This window comes from Micromonospora sp. CB01531 (assembly GCF_001905095.1).
Taxonomy (GTDB): domain Bacteria; phylum Actinomycetota; class Actinomycetes; order Mycobacteriales; family Micromonosporaceae; genus Micromonospora.
Genome location: NZ_LWLS01000083.1, coordinates 90895 through 114083, shown reverse-complemented (window position 1 = coordinate 114083; position 23189 = coordinate 90895). Strand labels below are relative to the sequence as shown.

17 protein-coding genes are annotated in these 23189 nt (G+C 71.1%); 7 read left to right on the top strand and 10 right to left on the bottom strand.

The window, feature by feature from the left end; translation table 11 throughout:
- Positions 1-12 precede the first annotated feature (12 nt).
- The 9 genes from A6A27_RS43360 to rpmH all read right to left on the bottom strand — a co-directional run bounded on the left by A6A27_RS43360 (position 13) and on the right by rpmH (position 10214).
- Complete coding sequence (locus tag A6A27_RS43360; RefSeq protein WP_241825438.1) at positions 13-774, bottom strand: hypothetical protein; 762 nt, start codon at positions 772-774, stop codon at positions 13-15.
- 3055 nt (positions 775-3829) lie between these two features.
- Entirely contained in the window at positions 3830-4858 is a 1029-nt protein-coding gene (locus A6A27_RS24395) for a ParB/RepB/Spo0J family partition protein (RefSeq protein ID WP_073836969.1), read from the bottom strand.
- A gap of 27 nt (positions 4859-4885) precedes the next feature.
- Positions 4886-6235: an AAA family ATPase gene (locus A6A27_RS46865; RefSeq protein ID WP_073836968.1), complete on the bottom strand. Its 1350-nt coding sequence runs from the start codon at positions 6233-6235 to the stop codon at positions 4886-4888.
- A gap of 225 nt (positions 6236-6460) precedes the next feature.
- Positions 6461-7186, bottom strand: a complete 726-nt coding sequence (gene rsmG, locus A6A27_RS45120) for a 16S rRNA (guanine(527)-N(7))-methyltransferase RsmG (protein WP_241825437.1) — start codon at positions 7184-7186, stop codon at positions 6461-6463.
- 388 nt (positions 7187-7574) lie between these two features.
- On the bottom strand, positions 7575-8156 hold the full coding sequence (locus A6A27_RS24380; protein WP_073836966.1) for a Jag family protein: 582 nt from the start codon (positions 8154-8156) through the stop codon (positions 7575-7577).
- 213 nt (positions 8157-8369) lie between these two features.
- A complete protein-coding gene (yidC, locus tag A6A27_RS24375) occupies positions 8370-9344 on the bottom strand; it encodes a membrane protein insertase YidC (RefSeq protein ID WP_073836965.1) in 975 nt (324 codons plus the stop codon).
- Positions 9345-9584: a membrane protein insertion efficiency factor YidD gene (gene yidD, locus A6A27_RS24370; protein ID WP_091567651.1), complete on the bottom strand. Its 240-nt coding sequence runs from the start codon at positions 9582-9584 to the stop codon at positions 9345-9347.
- A 44-nt stretch (positions 9585-9628) separates the two neighbouring features.
- Positions 9629-10042 carry a ribonuclease P protein component gene (gene rnpA, locus A6A27_RS24365; protein WP_073836963.1) on the bottom strand — a complete coding sequence of 138 codons (414 nt, stop codon included), beginning with the start codon at positions 10040-10042 and terminating at the stop codon, positions 9629-9631.
- A 34-nt stretch (positions 10043-10076) separates the two neighbouring features.
- Positions 10077-10214, bottom strand: coding sequence for a 50S ribosomal protein L34 (rpmH, locus tag A6A27_RS24360; RefSeq protein WP_073836962.1), 138 nt, complete (start codon positions 10212-10214; stop codon positions 10077-10079).
- 639 nt (positions 10215-10853) lie between these two features.
- On the opposite strand from rpmH, the gene dnaA reads away from it, so the two are divergent.
- The 5 genes from dnaA to A6A27_RS24335 all read left to right on the top strand — a co-directional run bounded on the left by dnaA (position 10854) and on the right by A6A27_RS24335 (position 17266).
- A complete protein-coding gene (dnaA, locus tag A6A27_RS24355) occupies positions 10854-12674 on the top strand; it encodes a chromosomal replication initiator protein DnaA (protein WP_073836961.1) in 1821 nt (606 codons plus the stop codon).
- Between the two features lie 771 nt (positions 12675-13445).
- The gene (gene dnaN, locus A6A27_RS24350) at positions 13446-14579 is read left to right on the top strand and encodes a DNA polymerase III subunit beta (protein ID WP_073836960.1); all 1134 of its coding nucleotides are present in this window, start codon (positions 13446-13448) and stop codon (positions 14577-14579) included.
- A 39-nt stretch (positions 14580-14618) separates the two neighbouring features.
- Positions 14619-15497, top strand: a complete 879-nt coding sequence (gene gnd / locus A6A27_RS24345) for a phosphogluconate dehydrogenase (NAD(+)-dependent, decarboxylating) (protein WP_073836959.1) — start codon at positions 14619-14621, stop codon at positions 15495-15497.
- A 16-nt stretch (positions 15498-15513) separates the two neighbouring features.
- Positions 15514-16647, top strand: coding sequence for a DNA replication/repair protein RecF (gene recF / locus A6A27_RS24340; RefSeq protein ID WP_073836958.1), 1134 nt, complete (start codon positions 15514-15516; stop codon positions 16645-16647).
- 22 nt (positions 16648-16669) lie between these two features.
- Entirely contained in the window at positions 16670-17266 is a 597-nt protein-coding gene (locus A6A27_RS24335; RefSeq protein WP_073837122.1) for a DUF721 domain-containing protein, read from the top strand.
- 148 nt (positions 17267-17414) lie between these two features.
- On the opposite strand, the gene A6A27_RS24330 is transcribed toward A6A27_RS24335, so the two are convergent.
- Complete coding sequence (locus A6A27_RS24330) at positions 17415-17969, bottom strand: hypothetical protein (RefSeq protein WP_073836957.1); 555 nt, start codon at positions 17967-17969, stop codon at positions 17415-17417.
- 616 nt (positions 17970-18585) lie between these two features.
- Between A6A27_RS24330 and gyrB the strand changes: the two genes are divergently transcribed.
- Positions 18586-20532 carry a DNA topoisomerase (ATP-hydrolyzing) subunit B gene (gene gyrB, locus A6A27_RS24325; protein WP_073836956.1) on the top strand — a complete coding sequence of 649 codons (1947 nt, stop codon included), beginning with the start codon at positions 18586-18588 and terminating at the stop codon, positions 20530-20532.
- Positions 20533-20662: 130 nt separating this feature from the next.
- On the top strand, positions 20663-23188 hold the full coding sequence (gyrA, locus tag A6A27_RS24320; RefSeq protein WP_073836955.1) for a DNA gyrase subunit A: 2526 nt from the start codon (positions 20663-20665) through the stop codon (positions 23186-23188).
- The last annotated feature ends 1 nt before the right edge of the window (position 23189 follow it).

Sequence of the window (23189 nt, the reverse complement as noted above, 5' to 3'; positions counted from 1 at the left end):
CTGCTCGGTCGCTCAGCCGGCGGGCTCCTTGCCCGCCGGCTCCTTGCCCGCCGGCTCCTTGGCCGCTGCCGCTGGCTCGCGCTCAGGCTCGCTGCTCGGCTCGGCGTCGCTCTCCGGCTCCGGGATCTCCTCCGCCGCCTCGATCACCGACGCGCTCTCCTCTTCCTCTTCGGCCGTCACCCGCTCCGCAGACGGCGAGGAAAGGCTCGACGGGGCCTGCCACTGGATGCGGGGCGGCTCGGCGAGCGGGCGGCCGCCGAACTCGGCCAGCCACGCGGCGACCAGAGCCAGATTTTCCCGCCACTGCGACTCGGAGATCGGGGGCAGGATCGAGTCCCACAGGGAGAGGAACGTGCCCCGCAGTTGCAGCCGCCCGTACGGCCGGGCCAGGAACCACATGTGCAGGTGCGCCGAGCCGTCGCCCCAGCGGTTGACGTGTACCCGGGCGACGCCGTCCAGCGAGCGGATGGCCCGCTCCAGGCGGACGGTCATCACGCCCAGCTCGGCGGCGAGCAGGTTCGGCAGGTCGCCGAGATCGAGATGGGAGCGGGACTCCAGGATCAGCACCATCGGCAGGCCGGTGGGTCGGTCCATCGCGCGTACCCGCCACCGCTCGCCGACCCAGATGTACGCCTCGTCCGGGGCGTTACAGGCGGTGCATTCCCGGTTTCCCTCGCCCCGGCGGGGCGGTTCGACCGGTACCGGATCGTCGAGCTGCTTGACGCGGAGGTCGCCCTCGAAGGGGAAGGAGGGCCACTGGGTGAAGTCCGGCACTGAGGGAGGGGTGTCCTGCACGAGGCTGACCCTAACCGAGTCGGCGACGCCTGTCCCTACCCGTTTCGTCGGTTGACGAGCGTCCGTCGTCGATCGCCGCGATGTTGTCCACCGCGTTGTCCACAGGCCGCTGAGCTCACCACCACACCGCGTCATCCACAGCTCAACACGGCTTTCGCAGCGCTGTTTCACGTGAAACGAGGGCACCCTGTGGACAACGACTGTGGATAACCCACCGGGGATCGGGGCTGGTTGTCCACCGGATGTTCACCCCACGGCCGGGCCTTCCTACCTAACGAGCGACGGGCCGTTGGGCATCGGCCTCGCTCGTTTGGTTCCAGGACCAGGCTGCCCTGGTTCGGCGCTGACCAGATGCACGGCTTGGCTTCCCGAGGCCGCCCTCCAATCCCGCCCGGCCGCGCCTCGCCCCGGAGGCGGGTCTGCCCTAGCCGCGAACCCGGCCGACGGAGCTCCGCCCCAGATACGCCCTCAGCATCGGATTGCGTTGGCTCAGTCCCGCTCAATCCGCCGGGTCGCGATGGCGCCCACGTACCGTCCCGCCCGGCCGGTTGGCGACCCCCGTGTGACGGCGACGTGGGCTACCGGGGCAGGTCGCTGTGGGGTCGGCGGCGGCGTGCGGTACGAGGGGCGGCGCCCCTGGAGTCCGTCGACGGGTGCGCCGGCAGCCCTTCGTCGTCCGTTAACGCCCGTGGTCGGCCCACCCACGATCGGGACATCAGCCGCCTCCCGACTCGCCGCCGCCGCACTCCGATGGACCGGGATGGCGCGGCTGCTGCCGCCACCACGGCCGTGGTCCGATCCCGCCCGCCGAGGCGCTCCGGGAAAGGCACGCCGGGTGCCGCAGTGGGTGCGAACCCTGGGTGCGGACGGCCGGGGTCGACCAAGCGGTGCCGCCGACGGGCGATTCGGCCCGCGGTGGCCTACATCCTTGTCAGCGGGTTCACTCCCACCCAGCCTCAGCCGCGGCCGCCGGGCGGGTCCGGCGCTCCGGTCGGGCGCCGCGCGTGGTGTTCGCGCCCCCGGAGCGGGACTTCCCTGGCCCAGCGGTACCGGGTCGGCCACCGCCGGGGCGCGATGAATCCACGGGTGCTCGCCGGCCGCCTGTCCGCGCTGTCCAACTACTCGCGGGCGAGCGATGCGCCACCGTTGGCATTGCGGCCACGATCGCGGTCCGTGCAACGCCGCGTCCACGTAGGGCGGCGCAACGCCCCGTCCCCGTGAGGTGGCGCAACGCCGCGTCCGCGCGGGGTGCAATGCCGTCTCTGCGTGGGGCCGGGTTGGCGTGGGGTGGTGCAACGGCCGAGGGAGCCAGCCGACTATCGGCCGCCGACGGCCGACCGGCGGCGGCGTCCCACGCGCGGCAGGCGCTGTCGGCAGAACTTGGCACCGCCGCCGCCGTGGCCGGCCAAAGTCAGCCCCTGGCGGGCTCTGCCCGTGCCGATGCCGGCGGCCGTGCTTTGAAGCCGTCGGTTACTCCTCCCGGCGGCTCGCCTGTTTCACGTGAAACGATCGGCCGGCCCGCGGCCCTGTTCCTCGCTCGGGCCCCTGTAGCTCGATCGGCTCCTGCTCCTGGCTCGCCGCCTTGTTCCGCGTTAGGCCGCTCAGCGCCTTCGCCTGGCCGCGCCACCTCACTCGGCTCCCTATCGCCCCATGGCTCCCTCATCGCTCGAGGTCCTCTTGCCACCCGAGTTCCTCTCGCCGCGGGTCTTCCTCATTACTCGTGTTGTCTCCTCGCCTGCCCCCAACTCCCTCGGGCCCGCACCCTGCTCTGCGGGCCGAGCGCCGCGGTCAGGGCCGCAAGGCAGGGATTGGGCCGCAGAAGGCAGCGAAGCGGCACTGACGGCGAGCCGGCCCAGCCACATCAGAGCGCCGCCGCGTCACCGGAGGCGGGCAGGAAGGCAGCCCCCATCGTCTGGTGTGCTGGCGACGGCCGGAGTCCGGTCGGCGGACGATGTGCGGACGGACGGCCAGTATGCCGCCGAGCGCCACGGGCCGGACCTCACTGGGCGTTCTCCCACTGTTCGCGGGTGACATGGCGCGCGATCGCAAGGATGGGCGGCCTCGTTTCACGTGAAACCAGCGCCCACGGTCGGGCCCTGGCGGCGAGCAGCTGCGGGGATGAACGCGAAGCGCGCCCTACGTCCGACCGGCCCGGCCGCCACCTTGAACGTACGTAGACGGCCGGTTCCGAGCCAAAGCGCCCCGCGGCGATCCCAACAGCCAACCCCGGGACCACCGGCGCTGGCATCCACGCCAAGCGCCCCGACGGCGGACGGCGCCACCCTGGCCCGCACCCTCGACGAGTTGCACGAGGCGGTCGCACCGCCCCGACGGGCACATGGTCGCGCACCCCGCTACCAGGCCCGTGCCGATCCGCTCCGCCACCCCGTGGTTTCACGTAAAACCAAACAGCCTCGGCCCCCCGTGACCCTGGCAGTCCCCTCGCCGTCGCTTCAGGTGAAACGCCGACCGCAGGAACCAGCGGTTCAACGATGGACTCGAAGCGCCTGAGCGACCGAGGCTCCTCGGCGAGGAGGCATTGGAATCAGCGCCCGGAGATGCGCCCCCCATCCGCCACGGTTGGACCGCGGGGAGCAAATCCGGGGATCACCCGGATTGACTGCTTCGCGCGGGCCCGTGGCGACGACCCTCTTCCGTCGCCGTCCGAGCCCTCCCAGAGCCCCGGGAAACGACGGCAGGACAGCGGGGCAGTAGACGGTACCTCCACGCCGGAATTGGCGGCAGGCGGGCCGCAGAGCGGGTTCGTCCGCATTCCGGCGCCAGCCAACCGGGCGGCGGCAACCGAGGCGTCCCAGCAACAGCCGGTCCGTCTTCACGTCTCCCGCCACACGCTCGCCCGCCCGGCGCCGGGCGGTGTCGGTGGTCGCCGGACGGCGGGGGCGCGGCGCAGGCCGTCGGGGCGATCGGCGTCAACGGACCACTCTCCGACGACCCCGACGAGCACTCGCAGCCCACAGACAAGTCGGCCGCGCCGTCACAGGGACGACGCGGCCGAGAATCGACGAGCCGGTGCTCACTCGCCTGGCTGTTCCTCCTGGCCCACCCCGATGATCCCGACGATCCGCTCCAGGTCGTCGACCGTGGCGAACTCGATCGTGATCTTGCCCTTGTTGCGGCCGATGTCGACCTTCACCCGGGTGTCGAACCGGTCGGAGAGCCGGTCCGCGAGGTCCGTCAGCGCCGGCGCGTGCGGCTTCGGCCGGCGCTTCGCGGTCGACGTCTTCGCCGGCCCGTCGGCGAGCGCAAGGGCCACCATCTCCTCGGTGGCGCGTACGGAGATGCCCTCGGCGACGATCCGCTTGGCGAGCTGCTCCTGGGCCTCGGCGTCGTCCAGGCTGAGGAGCGCCCGGGCGTGGCCGGCCGAGAGCACCCCGGCGGCAACCCGGCGCTGCACCTGAGCGGGCAGGTTCATCAGCCGGATGGTGTTCGAGATCTGCGGCCGACTCCGGCCGATCCGGCGGGCCAGCTCCTCGTGGGTGGCCCCGAACTCCTCAAGGAGCTGCTGGTAGGCGGCCGCTTCCTCCAGCGGGTTCAGGTTGGCCCGGTGGATGTTCTCCAGCAGCGCGTCCCTGAGCATCGCATCGTCCTTGGTGTCCCGGACGATGGCGGGGATGCTCTCCCGGCCCACCGCCTGGGCCGCCCGCCAGCGCCGCTCGCCCATGACGAGCTCGTACTTCTCGCCGTCGAGCTCGCGTACGACGATCGGCTGGAGGAATCCCACCTCCTGGATCGAGGTCTTCAGCTCCTCCAGGGCGTCCTCGTCGAAGACCTGCCGGGGCTGCTTGGGGTTTGGCACGATGGCGTCGACCGGAATCTCGGCGAAGCGTGCTCCCGGCACCGGGCTCAGCTGCGGCTCGGACTCCTCGACCGCTGCCGCCGCCCCGAGGACGGCAGCGGCGGCGCCGGCCACGGCGGGGGGCGGTACCGGCGCAGCCGCCGTACTTTCGGGCTCGGCGACCGTCGGGCTGCTGCCCGGCACCGGCCCGGTGGGGATGAGGGCACCCAGCCCTCGGCCCAGACCGCCGCGAGGACGGTTCTTCATGCGACGCCTCCCAGCGACTTCTTCGCACTACGCATTCCGGCTCACCGGCTCCTTGACGCCTCGCTCGGCGATCTCCTGGGCGGCCTCGAAGTAGCTCGTGGCCCCGCGCGAACCGGGATCGTAGGTCATCACCGACTGCCCGTAGCTGGGGGCCTCGGAGACCCGGACGTTCCGGGGGATCACGGCCTGAAGCACCTTGTCCCCGAAGTGGTTCCGGACGTCCTGCTCCACCGCATCGGCCAGCCGGGTACGCCGGTCGTACATGGTGAGCAGGATGGTGGAGACCTCGAGCCGCGGGTTGAGGTGCTGGCGGACCAGGTTGATGTTGTTGATCAGCTGGTTGAGGCCCTCCAGCGCGTAGTACTCGCACTGGATCGGAATCAGCACCTCCTGCGCGGCGACCAGCGCGTTGACGGTCAGCAGGCCGAGCGAGGGCGGGCAGTCGATGAACACGTAGTCGAAGTGTCCCGGGTACGCGGCGATGGCGCGGGCCAGCCGGGACTCCCGGGCGACGACCGAGACCAGCTCGATCTCGGCGCCGGCCAGGTCGATGGTGGCCGGTACGCACCACAGGTTCGGGATGCCCTCGACCGGCTGGGCGACGTCCGCCAGGGGCACGCCCTCGATGAGGCAGTCGTACACGTCAGGGACGCCGGTGTGATGCGGGACGTTGAGCCCGGTGGAGGCGTTGCCCTGCGGGTCGAGGTCGACCACCAGGACCCGGTTGCCGTGCAGGGCGAGCGCCACCGCCAGGTTCACCGTGGTCGTGGTCTTCCCCACGCCGCCCTTCTGGTTGGCGACGCACATCACCCGGGTCCGTTCGGGCCGAGGCATGGTCACCTCGCCACTGGGATTCAGGATCTGCACGGCGCGCATAGCCTCCATAGCCAACGGTGGATCATCCTCTTCGCGCGTCGGGGTTTCACCTGAAACGTACGTGCTGTCGGCGACTTCGGCACCGTAGGCGGCGGCCGGTGGCGTGTCGGCCGCGACATCCGTTGCGCTCTGCGGAGTGAGCTGCTGCGGCACCGCCGAGACCGGCGGCTGCGGCTCGTAGCGCCCGGGAACGGCCGCGTTGCCGCGTACCGGGGTGGGACGCGAGCTGGGGGCGTTCCCGGGGCGCCCGGTCGGCTCGTGTGGATCCCGGGTCGGCGGCACGTTCGCCGGCACCGCCGAGGTGGGCCGGGTGCCCGCTTCGGCCGGTACGTCCCGGCGTGCCTCCGGGTCGACGTCCGGCGGACGCGTGGACGGGTTGTGGGACTCGCCACTCGCCGGCCAGCCCGGGTAGTCGGTTTCACGTGAAACGGGGTCGGCGGCAGAGGGTCGTCCTCCTGGCCCGGTCACCCGTGGATCTTCGTACCTGCCGTCGTCATGCACCTGTCATCCCTGCCCGCTCCGGATGGTCGGTCCGCACCCCGTCAATCAGGCCCCCGCGCTCGCGGCGCGGCCTACGGCCCGGCGGGAACGTCGGGTTCGGTGCCACCCGGCACCGCCGTTCCACATTATCGACGCGCGGCCAGCCTACGGCCGACGGGCGCAGCCGGTCCACGTCGGGTTCGGATCGGTCGGCCATCTCGCGTCGCGGCAACGGCAAAATCGGCGTCAGCGATCCCGGCCGCGCCCACCATGGCGGCGGCCGCCGCGCGACCGCTTGGGGCCCTTCTTGCGGACCGGGCCGACCACCCGCTCCCGCACCACCTCGATCACCGTGGCCGGCGGGTCGATCACGCCCACACCGCACCTGTGCAGCTCCGGCTCGCCACCGCCGAGCCGGGCCACCGCGTCGGCGTGCTCGGCGATCTCCTCGGCGGCGGAGGCCCCCTTGAGGGCCACCAGCCGGCCGCCCGGCACCGTGAGCGGCAGGCACCACGCGGCGAGCCGGTCCAGCGCGGCCACCGCCCGCGCAGTCACGATGTCCGCGCTGAGCGCGGCGACGTCCCGGGACCCGGCCGCCGCCTCCTCCGCCCGGCCCCGGAAGACCCGGACCGACGCGGTCAGGCCGAGCTGCTGCACCGCTTCGACCAGGAAGGCGGTCCGTCGGGCGAGTGGCTCGACAAGCGTGACGGTGAGGTCGGGGCGGGCGATCGCCAGAACCAGGCCGGGCAGTCCGGCGCCGGAGCCGACGTCGATCAGGCTCGCGCCCTCCGGAATCCGCTCCGCCATCGCCGCGCAGTTGAGCAGGTGCCGCTCCCAGAGCCGCGGCGTCTCGCGGGGGCCGATCAGGCCGCGCACCACGCCGTCCGTCGCGAGCAGTTCGGCGTACGCGGCAGCCAGGTCGAGTCGGTCGCCGAAGAGGGTCCGGGCGGCCGCCGCCAGCTCGGGCGGCAGCGTCGCCGTGCCCGGGGACGGCGTCCCCTCGCCGTTACCGCCCTTTGGAAGGGAAGGCGTCGCCGGCTCGGCGAACACCGGTTCGACGGCACCCACCGGCGCCGCCGGGACCGTTTCCTCTTCCGCCACCGGTTCGGTCGAGAAGGCCGGAGTGACCGCATCCGAGGAATCGACCGGAATCGAAAGCTCGTCCGCAGGTCCGCCACCGGAGAAGGTGGGGTCCGCGGCCGACGGCGCGCCGGTGAACGACGGTCGGGCCGGGGAGGCGGCATCGTCGTCGGAGAAGATCGGGTCGACCGTCGGGTCGGGCCGGACAGGCGACGGCCCGGGCGGCGTACCACCCGGGCCGGCCACGGCACCCGCCGTCGTCTCGTCGTGGGTCACCCCGTCAGTCCGCCGCCGGCCGGACAACAATGCGGCGGTTCGGCTCGACGCCCTCGGACTCGCTCTCCACGCCGCTCATCGCGTTCACCACGTCGTGCACACACTTGCGCTCGAACGCGGACATCGGCTCCAGGCGCACCGGCTCGCCGTACTCCTTGACCTTCTCCACCGCGTTCTTCGCGACGGCGGCGAGTTCCTTGCGCCGGGCGGCCCGGTAGCCGCCGACGTCGAGCAGCAGGCGGCTGGGCGAACCGGTCTGCCGGAACACCGCCAGCCGGGCCAGCTCCTGGAGCGCCTCCAGGGTGGCGCCGCGCTGACCGATCAGGTTCTGCAGGCGGCCGCCGACCACCTCGACCACCGGACGGCCGCCGGAGACCAGCTCGTCGATGTCGCCGTCGTAGTCGAGGATGTCGAGCAGACCCTCGACGTAGTCCGCCGCGATCTCGCTCTGCCGGAACAGGTCGCTCTCGGCCGGAGCCTTCTTCTCCGCGGTCGCCGACTCGGCCCCGGTCTCCTCGGCCTCCTCGGTGGGCACGGTCTCCTCGTCCAGGGACTGCTCGGCGCTGGGGATGCTGGTGTCGGTCACGGTCTCATCTCCGTACTCGCTCGGCCGGACCGTCGGGTCCGCTGGTCTCCCGGGGCGGCGCGGGGTTCGCCGATGCCCTCGGGCACGTCTGTACGGGCCAGTTTCGCCCGTGACCGCGCTCCGCGCGGCGGTTCCGGCCCGGCGCCGACCGTACGGTGGCAGCTCGGGGGCCGGCACGGGCCGCCACCGGGATCCCGGTGGCGGCCCGGAGGCTCAGCCCTGCCGCTTGGCGGGGCGGTTCTTCTTCGGGTTGACCGGCTTGGCGCCGGGCTTCGGGCCGGCCACCTTGGGCGCGGTCGCGGGGGCCTTCACCGCCGGCTGGGCCTTGCGGCCGAGCAGGCCACCGGTCTTGGCCGGCTGGGCCCCGGCCTTCGCGGCGGTGCCGGTCTTCGCGGTGGGCGGCGGGGGGAACTTCCGCAGCACCCACTGCTGCTGGCCGAGGGTGAAGAGGTTGTTGGTGACCCAGTAGATGATCACACCGATCGGGAAGATCGCGCCGGACACCAGCAGCGACACCGGGATGCCGTAGAGCATCAGCCGCTGGACCATCCGCTGCTGCGGGTCCTCCGCCCAGCCGGTCTTGAGGATCATCTGACGGCTGGTGAGGTACGTGGTGGCGATCATGATCAGCACCAGAACGCCGGCGATCAGCTTCACCGTGTGACCGTTCGCACCAAGGCTGGCCAGCTCGGCCGGGGTGGAGCCGAACTTGCCGGAGATCGGGGCGGTGAAGAGCTTGGCGTGTGAGGCGCTCTCGAACTGGTCGACCGTCCAGCCGTAGAGCGTCTTGGCCTGCTTGTTGGGGTCGAGGCGCCGCAGCACGTGGAAGAGGCCGAGGAAGACCGGAATCTGGAGGAACATCGGAAGGCAGCCCATCAGCGGGTTGGCCTTTTCCTTCCGGTAGAGCTCCATCATCTCCTTCTGGAGCGTCTCCCGGTCACCCTTGTGCTTCTCCTGGAGCTCCTTAACCCTGGGCTGGAGCGCCTGCATCGCCCGCTGCGACTTGATCTGCTTGACGAAGACCGGGAAGAGAATCACCCGGACCGTCACCACCAGGAAAACGATGGCGAGGATCCAGGGCCAGTTCGTCCCGATCACCGCCTCGGCCGGAACGATGGCGTCCCAGGCCGAGTGCCAGGTCAGCAGGATCCACGAAATGGCGTAGTAGACCCAGTCGAGGCTAAACACTCAGGCTCCAGTCACGTCGGCACGGCGGCGGTCGCCCGGCTCCGGCACCGGGTCGTGTCCACCAGGGTGGAAGGGGTGGCAGCGCGACAGCCGCCGGACCGTCAACCAGGCTCCCCGCAGTGCGCCGTGCCGGGAGACCGCCTCGACGGCGTAGGCACTGCACGACGGGTAGAACCGGCAGCGGGCCGGCAGTGCCGGACTTATCCACCGACGGTACGCGATGATGGGCGCCAGCAGCATGCGGGCACCGCTAGTCGTCGGCCGCGGCGCGGCGTTCCCGCCGCTCACCGGGCCCGCCGACCCCGGGGGGTACGCGCGGCGGCGACGGCGGCATCCAGGTCGACCCCCAGCCGGGCGTACGACACCTCGGCGGCCTGGGGCAGGGCGCGTACCACCAGCGTGGCACCGGCGGGCAGGTCCGCCAGGCGCTCGCGGACCAGGTGCCGCAGCCGGCGTCGGACCTTGTTGCGGACCACCGCGTTACCGACCGCCTTGGACACGACGAAGCCGGCGCGGCTCGGTGCGGTGGACTCCGCACCGCTGGCCCGCGCCGGCTCCGGCGAGGTTGTCGCGGTGGGTCCGGTCTGCTCGGGGAGGGTCAGGTGCACCACGACGGCACCACGGCCGACGCGTCGGCCACCCCGGACCGCTGCGGCGAAGTCGCTACTGCGCCGCAGTCGCTGCGCGGCGGCCAGCACCTCTGCCCACGTCCCCGGACCGGACCGGTCGGCCTCAGGCCGCCAGGCGGGCGCGGCCCTTGGCGCGACGGGTCGAGATGATGGCGCGGCCGGCACGGGTGCGCATGCGCAGCCGGAAGCCGTGGGTCTTCGCGCGCCGGCGGTTGTTCGGCTGGTAGGTGCGCTTGCTCACGTCAGGCTCTCCGTTGTCGAACGCCCCGCGCGGGGGATCGCCCGGGGTCGTGTGGTGGTCCAGGCCACCTTCCCGGTGACCTCCGATCGGTGCTGCCCGGCGACGCGGGACCTCGGCGATACCGTGAAGCGACCGCGGACAGCAAGCACCCATCACCCTAGCAGAGGGCGAGAGAGCAGCCGCTCCAGCCTACGCAGGGGGGCAATAACCGTCAAACATCACACACTCCCACCCCGGCAGCCCTGGGAGCGCGACCGAAGGGGCGGTTTTCGCGGATGTTGACAAGGCTGCCACGGTGTCGACGGTTGAACGCGCGGGGTCCCCGCTGTTAGCGTGCCCGATTGCGGTCAGCGTCGGGCTCCGGGTTGTCGCTGATCGGCAAGACCGGACAAGGTAGTGAATCGTTCGGCACGGTGAACCCGCTTCAGCGCCTCCCGGGAACCAGGGGGGCAGGTCCGACCCGCGTCCGGTGGGCGGCCACAATCGGTCGGTACACACAGGCTGTGGATAACTTGTGGATGACGACCGGTCAGCCGTCCGGGTGGGCGTGGCGTGCGCCCGCGCGTACGCGGTGGCGGGCCGGGACTGCCGATGGACAGCAGCGGTGGTCGGGAGCAGAGGCGAGGGGGTGGCACGACGGTGACCGGAGCGACCGACCTTGCCGCGGTGTGGACGGCGACGACCGAGGAGCTCGCCGACGAGATCATCTCCGCGCAGCAACGGGCGTACCTCCGGCTCACCCGGCTGCGGGCGATCGTCGAGGACACCGCCCTGCTCTCGGTACCGGACGCCTTCACCCGGGACGTGATCGAGTCGCGACTGCGCCCGGCGATCACCGAGGCCCTCAGCCGGCGGCTCGGCCGGCCCATCCAGGTGGCCGTCACCGTGCGGGTCGCCGAGGAGGCGGGCAGCCGCGCGGCCGGCACCGTCTACCGCACCGGTCCCGAATCGGCGGACCGCGACGCCCCGCTGGACCTGCTCGCCGGCCTCGAGCCCGGCCCGCCGGTCGAGGCGCCCGGCTTCCCCGAGCTCGGCTACCCGGGCCGGCCGGAAGCCCCGCCGTACGCCGATGAGCCGGCCGAGCCGCCGATCGAGGAGCCGGCGCCGCGGCAGCGCACGCCCGACGGCGGCCGACCGCACCTGATCCCGGCCAGCCGGGACGGTCAGGACACCCTGTTCAGCACGGCCTTCACCGAGCCGATGCGCGCCCCCGAGCGCCGCGGCTTCGACGAGCGGTCCCGAGTCGAGCCCCCGGCTCCCGGCGCCGGCGGGTACGAGCCCCGCTACCGGGAGCACCCCGGCCCAGGCGACACGCCGCTGCGCGGACTCCCCCGGGACGGCGCCACCGACAGCGGGCCGGGTCGGAGTGGACCGGACCACCGCCCCGGCGGCCAGGCCGACCGGCGGCTGCCCGGTGGCGGGGAGACCGGCGGCAACCGACTCAACCCGAAGTACATGTTCGAGACGTTCGTCATCGGCTCCTCGAACCGCTTCGCGCACGCGGCCTCCGTCGCGGTGGCCGAGTCGCCGGCGAAGGCGTACAACCCGCTTTTCATCTACGGCAGCTCCGGGCTGGGCAAGACCCACCTGCTGCACGCCATCGGGCACTACGCCACGACGCTGGGCAACGCCCGCTCGGTCCGGTACGTCTCGACCGAGGAGTTCACCAACGACTTCATCAACTCGCTGCGCGACGACAAGACCAGCGCGTTCCAGCGCCGCTACCGGGACGTGGACATCCTCCTGATTGACGACATCCAGTTCCTGGAGAACCGGGAGCGGACCCAGGAGGAGTTCTTCCACACCTTCAACACCCTGCACAACGCCAACAAGCAGATCGTGATCACCTCCGACCGGTCGCCGAAGCAGTTGGCGACGCTGGAGGACCGGCTGCGGACCCGGTTCGAGTGGGGGCTGCTCGCCGACATCCAGCCGCCGGATCTGGAGACCCGGATCGCGATCCTGCAGAAGAAGGCAGCGCAGGAACGCCTGTACGCGCCACCGGACGTGCTGGAGTTCATCGCCTCGCGGGTGTCGAACTCGATCCGGGAACTGGAGGGCGCGCTGATCCGGGTCACCGCGTTCGCCAGCCTCACCCGCTCGTCGGTGGAGCTGTCGCTCGCCGAGGAGGTGCTGCGGGACTTCATCCCGGACGGCGCCGGCCCGGAGATCACCGCCGACCAGATCATGGTCTCCACCGCCGACTACTTCGGGGTGAGCCTGGAGGACCTGCGCGGTCACTCCCGCTCCCGGGTGCTGGTCAACGCCCGCCAGGTGGCCATGTACCTGTGCCGCGAGCTGACCGACCTGTCGCTGCCACGGATCGGCCAGGCGTTCGGCGGCCGGGACCACACGACGGTCATGCACGCCGACCGGAAGATCCGCCAGCAGATGGCGGAGCGGCGCTCGCTCTACAACCAGATCGCCGAGCTGACCAACCGGATCAAGCAGACCACCTGACTTTCTCGCCCGCCGCTAGACGGTGTCGCAGGGCCCGGCCGGACTTCCGGCCGGGCCCTTTCGTGCCGTGGACGCCGAAAGCTTGACCCTCCACCCGGTCGAGGGCCCACGATCGACGTCGTGTTCGTCCACAGCGCTGCCCCGTTGTCCACACCCCCTGTTCCACAGACCGTGGAAAACCACGCTACGCCTCGACGCGGTTACCCACAGACTGTGGACAACTCCTGGGGACGACGCTGTGGACGCCTGGGGACGACGGGCGGGTTGTCCACGGCCGACGGTCGGCCTGTGGGCGGCCTGTTGAAGGTTCTGGGGATGACGTCGATCGACGCGGGCCGGCCCGTCCACAACGCTGGGGAGAAACCCCGTGGATTAGCGGTGGACAACCGGTGGACAACCGTGGACAACCTGGGGGCCGGCGCGGGCTGTGGACCAAAACACGGCTTGTACCCCTGGTTCTCCACAGCAAAACCACCGGTGGATAACCTGTCTGACCTGCGCGGACGCCGGTTCTCCACAGTTTGCACAGGTGCGATGAAGACGATGAGTTATCTCTTCTAAACAACAAAAACCAATCATCACCGTTGGACTTCCTGTGGATCGGGCCGGAGCGCTGCCGTCGGCAGTCGCCCCGGCACCTGGATCCACGGGGTCGGGCGCACAGCCGATGCCCGCGCGACTTAAGGTGCGAGGGGTACCCGCCGGTCGGGCGGGACGGGTGGCAGCGGTCGGCATGAGAGAGTTGTCGCTGACGTCGACGCGGAGGCATTGATGAAGTTCCGAGTGGAGCGCGACGCGCTCGCCGAGGCGGTCGCGTGGACCGCCAAGAGCCTGCCCAACCGACCCTCCGTACCGGTGCTGGCCGGAGTGATGCTCCGGGTCACCGACGGCAATCTCCAGGTCTCCGGGTTCGACTACGAGGTCTCCAGCCAGGTCACCGTCGAGGTGCAGGGTGACGCCGACGGCGCCGCGCTGGTCTCCGGCCGCCTGCTTGCCGAGATCACCAAGGCCTTGCCGGCCAAGCCGGTGGACATCGCCGCCGTCGGCGCCCACCTGGAGCTGGTCTGCGGCAGCGCCCGCTTCACCCTGCCGACCATGCCGGTCGAGGACTACCCGGCCCTGCCGGAGATGCCGGAGAGCGCCGGCACGGTCGACGCCGCCGCCTTCGCCGCTGCGGTGGCCCAGGTGGCGGTCGCCGCCGGCCGGGACGAGACGCTGCCGATGATGACCGGCGTACGCATCGAGCTCTCCGGTAGCACCCTGGCGATGCTCGCCACCGACCGCTACCGCCTCGCGCTGCGCGAGATGGAGTGGAACCCGGACGACCCCGAGGTGAGCTTCAACGCGCTGGTGCCCGCCCGGACCCTGAACGACACCGCGAAGGCCCTCGGCCCGCTCGGCGGCCAGGTGACCATGGCGCTGTCCCAGGGCGGCGCGGGCGAGGGCATGATCGGCTTCTCCGGTGGCACCCGCCGGACCACCAGCCGGCTGCTCGACGGGGCCAACTACCCGCCGGTCCGCTCGCTCTTCCCGGCCAGCCACAACGCCGAGGCCCGGGTGCCGGTCAGCACGCTGATCGAGGTGGTCAAGCGGGTCGCGCTGGTCGCCGAGCGGACCACGCCGGTGCTGCTGAGCTTCAGCGCCGACGGCCTGGTCGTGGAGGCCGGCGGCACCGAGGAGGCCCGGGCCAGCGAGGCCATGGAGGCCACCTTCACCGGCGACCCGCTCACCATCGGCTTCAACCCGCAGTACCTGATCGACGGCCTGGCCAACCTCGGCGCCCAGTACGCCCTGCTTTCGTTCGTCGACGCCTTCAAGCCTGCGGTCATCTCTCCCGCAGGTGAGGATGGCGAGGTCATCCCGGGGTATCGGTACCTCATCATGCCGATCCGCGTGTCCCGCTGATCGCGCCCCAGCAAGACAGACGTACGGAGGTAGGAGCAGATGCAGCTCGGCCTGGTAGGACTCGGCCGGATGGGCGGCAACATGCGGGAGCGGTTGCGGGCCGCCGGTCATGAGGTGGTCGGTTACGACCGCAGCGCGGAACTGAGCGACGTCGCGAGCCTCGCGGAGCTGGCCGAGAAGCTGGAGTCGCCCCGTGCGGTCTGGGTGATGGTCCCGGCCGGCGTCACCGACGCCACCATCGACGAGCTCGCCGGCGTCCTCGGCGAGGGCGACATCATTATCGACGGTGGCAACTCCCGGTTCAGCGACGACGCCCCACGCGCCGAGCGCCTCAACGAGCAGGGCATCGGCTACATCGACGTCGGCGTCTCGGGTGGCGTCTGGGGCCGGCAGAACGGCTACGCCCTCATGGTCGGCGGCGCCCAGGAGCACGTCGAGCGGCTGATGCCGATCTTCGAGGCGCTCAAGCCGGCGGGTGAGTTCGGCTTCGTGCACGCCGGCCCGGTCGGCGCCGGCCACTACGCCAAGATGGTGCACAACGGCATCGAGTACGGCCTGATGCACGCGTACGCCGAGGGCTACGAGCTGTTGGCCAAGTCGGAACTGGTGACCAACGTGCCGGGCGTCTTCAAGTCCTGGCGCGAGGGCACGGTGGTCCGCTCCTGGCTGCTCGACCTGCTCGACCGGGCGCTGGACGAGGACCCGGAGCTCGCCGAGCTGAGCGGCTACACCGAGGACACCGGCGAGGGCCGCTGGACGGTGGACGAGGCGGTCCGGCTGGCCGTGCCGCTGAACGTCATCGCCGCCTCCCTGTTCGCCCGGTTCGCGTCCCGCCAGGACGACTCGCCCGCCATGAAGGCCGTCGCCGCGCTGCGCCAGCAGTTCGGCGGGCACGCCGTCGTCCGTCGCGCCAGCTGACCGGTATCCACCGCCTGTGTACGTCCGCCGGCTCGAACTGGTCGACTTCCGCTCGTACGAGCGGGTCGGCGTCGACCTGGAGCCGGGCCCGAACGTGCTGATCGGGCCCAACGGGGTCGGCAAGACCAATTTGGTCGAGGCGCTCGGCTACGTGGCGACCCTGGACTCGCACCGGGTCGCCACGGACGCCCCGTTGGTCCGGATGGGCGCCGCGTCGGCGGTGATCCGCTGCGCCGTGGTGCACGAGGGTCGGGAGCTCCTGGTCGAGCTGGAGATCGTCCCCGGCAAGGCCAACCGGGCCCGGCTGGGCCGGTCCCCCGCCCGGCGCGCCCGCGACGTGCTGGGCGCGCTCCGGCTGGTGCTGTTCGCCCCGGAGGACCTGGAGCTGGTCCGCGGCGACCCGGCCGAGCGCCGCCGCTACCTCGACGACCTGCTGGTTACCCGGCAGCCCCGGTACGCCGGGGTGCGCGCCGACTACGAGCGGGTGGTCAAGCAGCGCAACGCTCTGCTGCGGACCGCGTACCTGGCCCGCAAGACGGGCGGGTCGCGGGGTGGGGACCTCTCCACCCTCGCCGTCTGGGACACCCACCTGGCCCACCACGGGGCCGAGCTGCTCGCCGCCCGGCTGGAGCTGGTCGCCGCGCTCGCCCCGCACGTGGCCAAGGCGTACGACGCGGTGGCCGCGGGCAAGGGCGCGGCGGGGATCGCCTACCGGCCGTCGGTGGAGCTGACCGAGCCGACCACCGACCGTACGGTGCTGGCGGACGCGCTGCGCGCCGCGCTGACCGAGAACCGGTCGGCGGAGATCGAACGCGGCACCACGCTGGTCGGCCCGCACCGCGACGACCTGGCGCTCACCCTCGGCCCGCTGCCGGCCAAGGGGTACGCCAGCCACGGCGAGTCCTGGTCCTACGCGCTGGCCCTGCGCCTCGCCGGGTACGACCTGCTGCGCGCCGACGGCATCGAGCCGATGCTGGTGCTGGACGATGTCTTCGCCGAGCTGGACGCCGGCCGCCGGGAGCGGCTGGCCGAGCTGGTCGGCGGTGCCAGCCAGCTTCTGGTGACCTGCGCGGTCGACGAGGACGTGCCGGCGGCCCTGCGCGGCACCCGGTACGCGGTGGGCGAGGGGACGGTGCGCCGTGTCGGATGAGGTCCAGCTCCCGCCGGCCCGGCTGGGGCCGGGACGCGGTGGGCGTACCCCCGAGGACGGCGGCGGTGCGGACGGCGCCGGTGGTGCCGACCCGAGCGCTGCGGGCGATCCGCCGGCCGGGGCTTCCGGGCCGGAGCTGGCCCGGGCGGTGCTGGACGCGGCGAAGGCCCGCCGGCAGGCGGCCGCCACCACCCGCCGGCGCAGCGCGGTACGCGGGGACGGCGAGCGGCGGCTGCGCGGTTACTCCGGTCCCGGACCGGATCCGCGCGACCCGCAGCCGCTCGGTGCGGTGCTGGACAAGCTCGTCAAGGCGCGCGGCTGGCAGCAGCCGGCGGCCGAGGCGACGGTCTTCGGCGCCTGGGAACGCGTGGTCGGGCCGGAGGTGGCGCAGCACAGCCGCCCGGTCAAGCTCGAGGACGGTGAGTTGACCGTGGAGGCCCGCTCCACGGCGTGGGCGACCCAGCTCCGGCTGCTCGCCGGCTCACTGCTTCAGCAGATCGCCCGCGAGGTCGGCCACAACGTGGTCCGCAAACTCCACATCCACGGCCCGGCCGCGCCGTCCTGGTCGCGCGGCCCGCGCCGGGTTCGCGGCCGCGGACCCCGCGACACGTACGGCTGACCGTCCGGCTTTGCCCGGCCGGGGTCGACGGCTACCTCGTCGAGGTGCCGGCTTCCGGGTGTGGCGACCCGCCGCCTCGCCGATCTGGTGTCGATCAAGCGAGGCGGGCCGGGCCCCCGGCGGGCAGCGGCAGGGGAACAGGTGCCGGTCAGGCGTCGGCGTAGACGGCGAAGCCGCGGTCGGCGCAGCGCCGGTAGAAGGCCGCGAGCACGCCCAGCTCGGCGCAGGTGAAGTTCCACTGCGGCGGGTCGCCGTTCTCGTCGCGCAGCCGGTCGAGCCGGCTGTCCAGCCAGCGCAGCTGCTGCTCGGCCAGGCGGCCGTCGCCCAGCAGCGACCGGAGCACCTCGCTCACCGACTCGAAGGTCACCGCCTCGCCGATCGGCCGGTGCCGGGCGACGAACTTCTCCACCCCGTCGGCGATCCAGGAGCAGCCGTCCGGGTCGATCACCGGGTCCTCGTCCTCGGCCGCGTTCTCCGTGGCGTAGAGCACATTTTCCAGGCCGAGGATCAGGTCGACCAGCTCGGTGTACGCGGTCGCGCGTACCGTGCCGGTCTTGGCGATCAACTCGGCGAGCGCCGCGGTGGGGGCGGAGATCCGTGGCAGGTCCACGATCTCGCCGAAGTCGACGAACTCGGCCGGCGCGACCGGGTCGTAGAAGCGGCCGGTCCGAGGCCAGTGCACCGCGACGTTGTCCAGCCCCATCTGGCGTCACCTCTTACCAAGCGCGTTGTCGGACCGATCGGGTCGATCGTCCCGGTTCCGTCCGCCAAAGATCAAGACCGCTGCGGCGGCGCCGCAAAGGTACGGCACGGCGGGGCCCGCCGCGACCCCCGGTCGGTTACGTGCCGGTACCGATGGGATGGCACCCTGGATCGGGGCTCAGCGACGCTTCAGCTCGACTGGCGGCCATGATCCGGCCTCCGGCGTTCCCGACCGAATGAAGGCCGGCCTGAAGCCCCGCCGCGACCGGAAGCCGTCGTTGGTGTGTAGGGGGAGTCGCGGACGGCGCGGTTCGGCCGGCTACGGAGTTCTCAGCCGCCGCGCAGGGGTGCCGAGTGGCGGTTTGGTCGTGCGCGCAGAGTAAGATTGACGGCGAGACGAAAAACCCGACACGGAGCGACGGACAGGGGCCCCAGGGCCCTTGATCATTGTCCCGGATCGGGTCGAGCCGATCGCGATCCGCGGGCGACCGCGGCGCCCGGCGTACGCGATCCGTGACCTGGAGATCCGGGGACCGGTACGTGCGCCGACGTCGCGTGCTGTCCGCCGAACCCGCGCCCCGCGCCCTGGCGTGGTCGGTGCGAGAAAGTGGCCGAGGGTGGCAGCGGAGGACAACAAGAAGTACGGCGCCGAGTCGATCACCGTTCTCGAGGGGCTGGAGGCGGTCCGGAAGCGGCCCGGTATGTACATCGGGTCCACCGGTGAACGCGGTCTGCACCACCTCGTGTGGGAGGTCGTCGACAACGCGGTGGACGAGGCGCTGGCCGGCTACTGCGACACCATCGACGTGGTGCTGCTGGCCGACGGCGGCGTACGGGTCACCGACAACGGGCGTGGCTTCCCGGTCGACCTCCACCCGAAGCTGAAGAAGCCGGGTGTCGAGGTCGCGCTGACCGTGCTGCACGCGGGCGGCAAGTTCGACGGCAAGGCGTACGCGGTCTCCGGTGGTCTGCACGGCGTCGGCGTGTCCGTGGTGAACGCCCTCTCCACGAAGATGGCGGTGGAGATCCACAAGGACGGCTTCGTCTGGCGGCAGCAGTACCACCACTCCAAGCCGACCCCGCTGGAGAAGGGTGAGCCGACCGACCGCACCGGCTCGGCGGTCTCCTTCTGGCCCGACCCGGACGTCTTCGAGACCGTCGACTTCGACTTCCAGACCATCTACCGGCGCCTGCAGGAGATGGCCTTCCTCACCCGTGGCCTCACCATCCACCTGCTCGACGAGCGGGTCGAGGAGACCGAGGAGGGCAAGCCGCGCGAGGTGACCTTCCGTTACGAGGGCGGTATCGCCGACTTCGTCCGGCACCTCAACGCGTCGAAGACCCCGATCCACAAGACGGTGGTCGAGTTCGGCGCCGAGGAGGAGGGCATGTCGGTCGAGATCGCCATGCAGTGGAACGAGTCGTACGGCGAGTCGGTCTACACCTTCGCCAACAACATCAACACGCACGAGGGCGGCACCCACGAGGAGGGCTTCCGGGCCGCGTTGACCAGCGTCGTCAACCGGTACGGCACGGACAAGAAGCTGCTCAAGGGCGACGAGAGGCTCTCCGGCGAGGACATCCGTGAGGGGCTGGCCGCGATCATCTCGGTCAAGCTGACGAACCCGCAGTTCGAGGGCCAGACCAAGACCAAGCTGGGCAACACCCCGGTGAAGAGCTTCGTGCAGCGGGTCTGCAACGAGTCGCTGGTCGACTGGTTCGACCGGAACCCGGCCGAGGCGAAGATCATCATCACCAAGGCGTCCCAGGCGGCCCGGGCCCGGATCGCCGCGCAGCAGGCGCGGAAGCTGGCCCGGCGCAAGTCGCTCCTGGAGTCCGGCTCGATGCCCGGCAAGCTGGCCGACTGCCAGTCCACCGACCCGCGCGAGTCCGAGGTCTTCATCGTCGAGGGTGACTCGGCGGGCGGCTCCGCCAAGCAGGGCCGCGACCCGCGTACCCAGGCGATCCTGCCGATCCGCGGCAAGATCCTCAACGTGGAGAAGGCCCGGATCGACCGGGTGCTGAAGAACAACGAGGTCCAGGCGCTGATCACCGCGCTGGGCACCGGCATCCACGACGACTTCGACATCGAGAAGCTGCGCTACCACAAGATCGTGCTGATGGCCGACGCGGACGTGGACGGCCAGCACATCCAGACGCTGCTGCTGACGCTGCTGTTCCGGTTCATGCGGCCGCTGGTCGAGCTGGGGCACGTCTACCTGGCCGCCCCGCCGCTCTACAAGATCAAGTGGAACAAGAAGGGCGACGACGCCCAGTACGCGTACTCGGACCGGGAGCGGGACGGGCTGATCGCGCTGCGCCAGCAGAAGAAGCCCAACGCCAAGCCGGACGACATCCAGCGGTTCAAGGGTCTCGGCGAGATGAACTACCCCGAGCTGTGGGAGACCACGATGAACCCGGCCACCCGTACCTTGCGCCAGGTGACGCTCGACGACGCCGCAACCGCCGACGAGCTGTTCAGCGTTCTGATGGGTGAGGACGTCGAGGCACGCCGTTCGTTCATCCAACGCAACGCCAAGGACGTGCGGTTCCTGGACATCTGACGGACCCCGCCGGGCCGGCCGGAGATCCACCGGCCGGCCCGGCGGTCCACAGAGTTATCCACAGTCTGGCCGGTTTCCACAGCCGTTATCCACAGCACGAACACGACTCTGAGTCTGATAAGGGTTAACAGTGACCGATACTCCCGAGTCCACCCCGAACGAGCCGGAGACCCCGGAGACACCGGCCGCGGTCGTCGCGCACGACCGGATCGAGCCGGTCGGCCTCGAGGTCGAAATGCAGCGCTCGTACCTCGACTACGCGATGAGCGTCATCGTCGGGCGGGCCCTGCCGGACGTCCGGGACGGGCTCAAGCCGGTTCACCGCAAGATCCTCTACGCCATGTTCGACTCCGGCTACCGGCCGGACCGCGGCTACGTGAAGTGCTCCCGAGTCGTCGGCGACGTGATGGGTCAATTCCACCCGCACGGCGACTCGGCCATCTACGACGCGCTGGTCCGGATGGCGCAGCCCTGGTCGCTGCGCTACCCGCTGGTCGACGGCAACGGCAACTTCGGCTCGCCCGGCAACGACCCGGCCGCGGCCATGCGGTACACCGAGTGCAAGCTCGACCCGCTGGCCATGGAGATGCTGCGGGACATCGACGAGGACACCGTCGACCTGCAGGACAACTACGACGGCCGGGCCAAGGAGCCCACGATCCTGCCGTCCCGCATTCCCAACCTGCTGATCAACGGCTCCGAGGGCATCGCGGTCGGCATGGCCACCAAGATCCCGCCGCACAACCTACGGGAGATCGGCGCGGCGGTGCAGTGGTGCCTCGAGCACCCGGAGGCCGACGAGCCCACCACGCTCGAGGCGCTGCTGGAGATCGTAAAGGGCCCGGACTTCCCGACCTACGGTCTGATCGTCGGCCAGGCCGGCATCCAGGACGCGTACCGGACCGGGCGCGGCTCGATCCGGATGCGGGCCGTGGTCGAGGTCGAGGAGGACAAGCGGGGCCGCCCGGCGCTGGTGGTCAGCGAGCTGCCGTACCAGGTCAACCCGGACAACCTCGCCGAGCGGATCGCCGAGCTGATCAAGGAGGGCAAGCTCGGCGGCATCGCCGACATCCGCGACGAGTCCTCCGGGCGTACCGGTATGCGGATCGTCCTGGTGCTCAAGCGCGACGCGGTCGCCAAGGTGGTGCTGAACAACCTCTACAAGCACACCCAGCTCCAGGAGACCTTCGGCGCCAACATGCTGGCGCTCGTCGACGGCGTGCCGCGCACGCTCAACCTGGCCCAGTTCATCCGCTACTACGTCGAGCACCAGATCGAGGTCATCCGCCGGCGGACCGCGTTCCGGTTGCGCAAGGCGGAGGAGCGGGCGCACATCCTGCGCGGTCTGGCCAAGGCTCTCGACGCGCTGGACGAGGTGATCGCCCTGATCCGGCGCTCGCCCACGGTCGAGGACGCCCGCCAGGGCCTGATCCAGCTGCTGGAGATCGACGAGGTCCAGGCGACCGCGATCCTGGACATGCAGCTGCGCCGGCTGGCCGCCCTGGAGCGGCAGCGGATCCTCGACGACCTGGCCAAGCTCGAGCTGGAGATCGCCGACCTCAAGGACATCCTGGCCAAGCCGGAGCGGCAGCGGAGGATCGTCTCCGAGGAGCTGGGCGAGATCGTCGCGAAGTGGGGCGACGACCGGCGTACCAAGATCGTGCCGTTCGACGGCGAGGTCTCGATGGAGGACCTCATCGCCCGCGAGGACGTGGTCGTCACCATCACTCGCACCGGGTACGCCAAGCGCACCAAGGTCGACCTGTACCGCTCGCAGCGGCGGGGCGGGAAGGGCGTCAGTGGCGCCACCCTCCGTCAGGACGACATCGTCAGCCACTTCTTCGTATGCTCTACGCACGACTGGATCCTGTTCTTCACCAACAAGGGTCGGGTCTACCGGGCCAAGGCCTACGAGCTTCCCGAAGCCAGTAGGGTGGCCAAGGGCCAGCACGTGGCCAACCTGCTCGCGTTCCAAGCGGACGAGCAGATCGCGCAGATCATCGAAATTCCGAACTACCAGGTGGCGCCCTACCTGGTACTGGCCACGAAGAACGGCCTGGTGAAGAAGACACGGCTCGAGGAGTTCGACTCCAACCGTTCCGGCGGCATCATCGCGATCAACCTGCGCGATGAGGACGAGCTGGTCGGTGCTGCCCTGGTGAGCCCGGAGGACGATCTCCTGCTGGTGTCCAAGAACGCCCAGGCCATCCGCTTCAACGCCACGGACGAGGCGCTGCGCCCGATGGGCCGCGCCACCTCCGGTGTCATCGGCATGCGGTTCAGCGAGGACGACGAACTGCTGGCCATGGAGGTCGTCCGCGAGGGTATGGACATGGACGTGCTGGTCGCGACGAACGGCGGATACGCGAAACGTACCCCGATCGAGGAATACCCGGTCCAGGGCCGGGGAGGTAAGGGCGTGCTGACTGCGAAGATCACCGAGCGACGCGGCGGTCTGGTCGGAGCGGCGGTGATCAGCCCGGACGACGAACTCTTCGCTATCACCAGCAACGGGGGCGTCATCCGGACTCCGGTGAAGCCTGTACGCCGTACGCGTGACCGGAACACAATGGGGGTCAAGCTGATGGACCTCCCGGACGGCGTGACTATCGTGGCAATTGCTCGCAATGCCGACGAGCCTGACGAACAGGACTAGT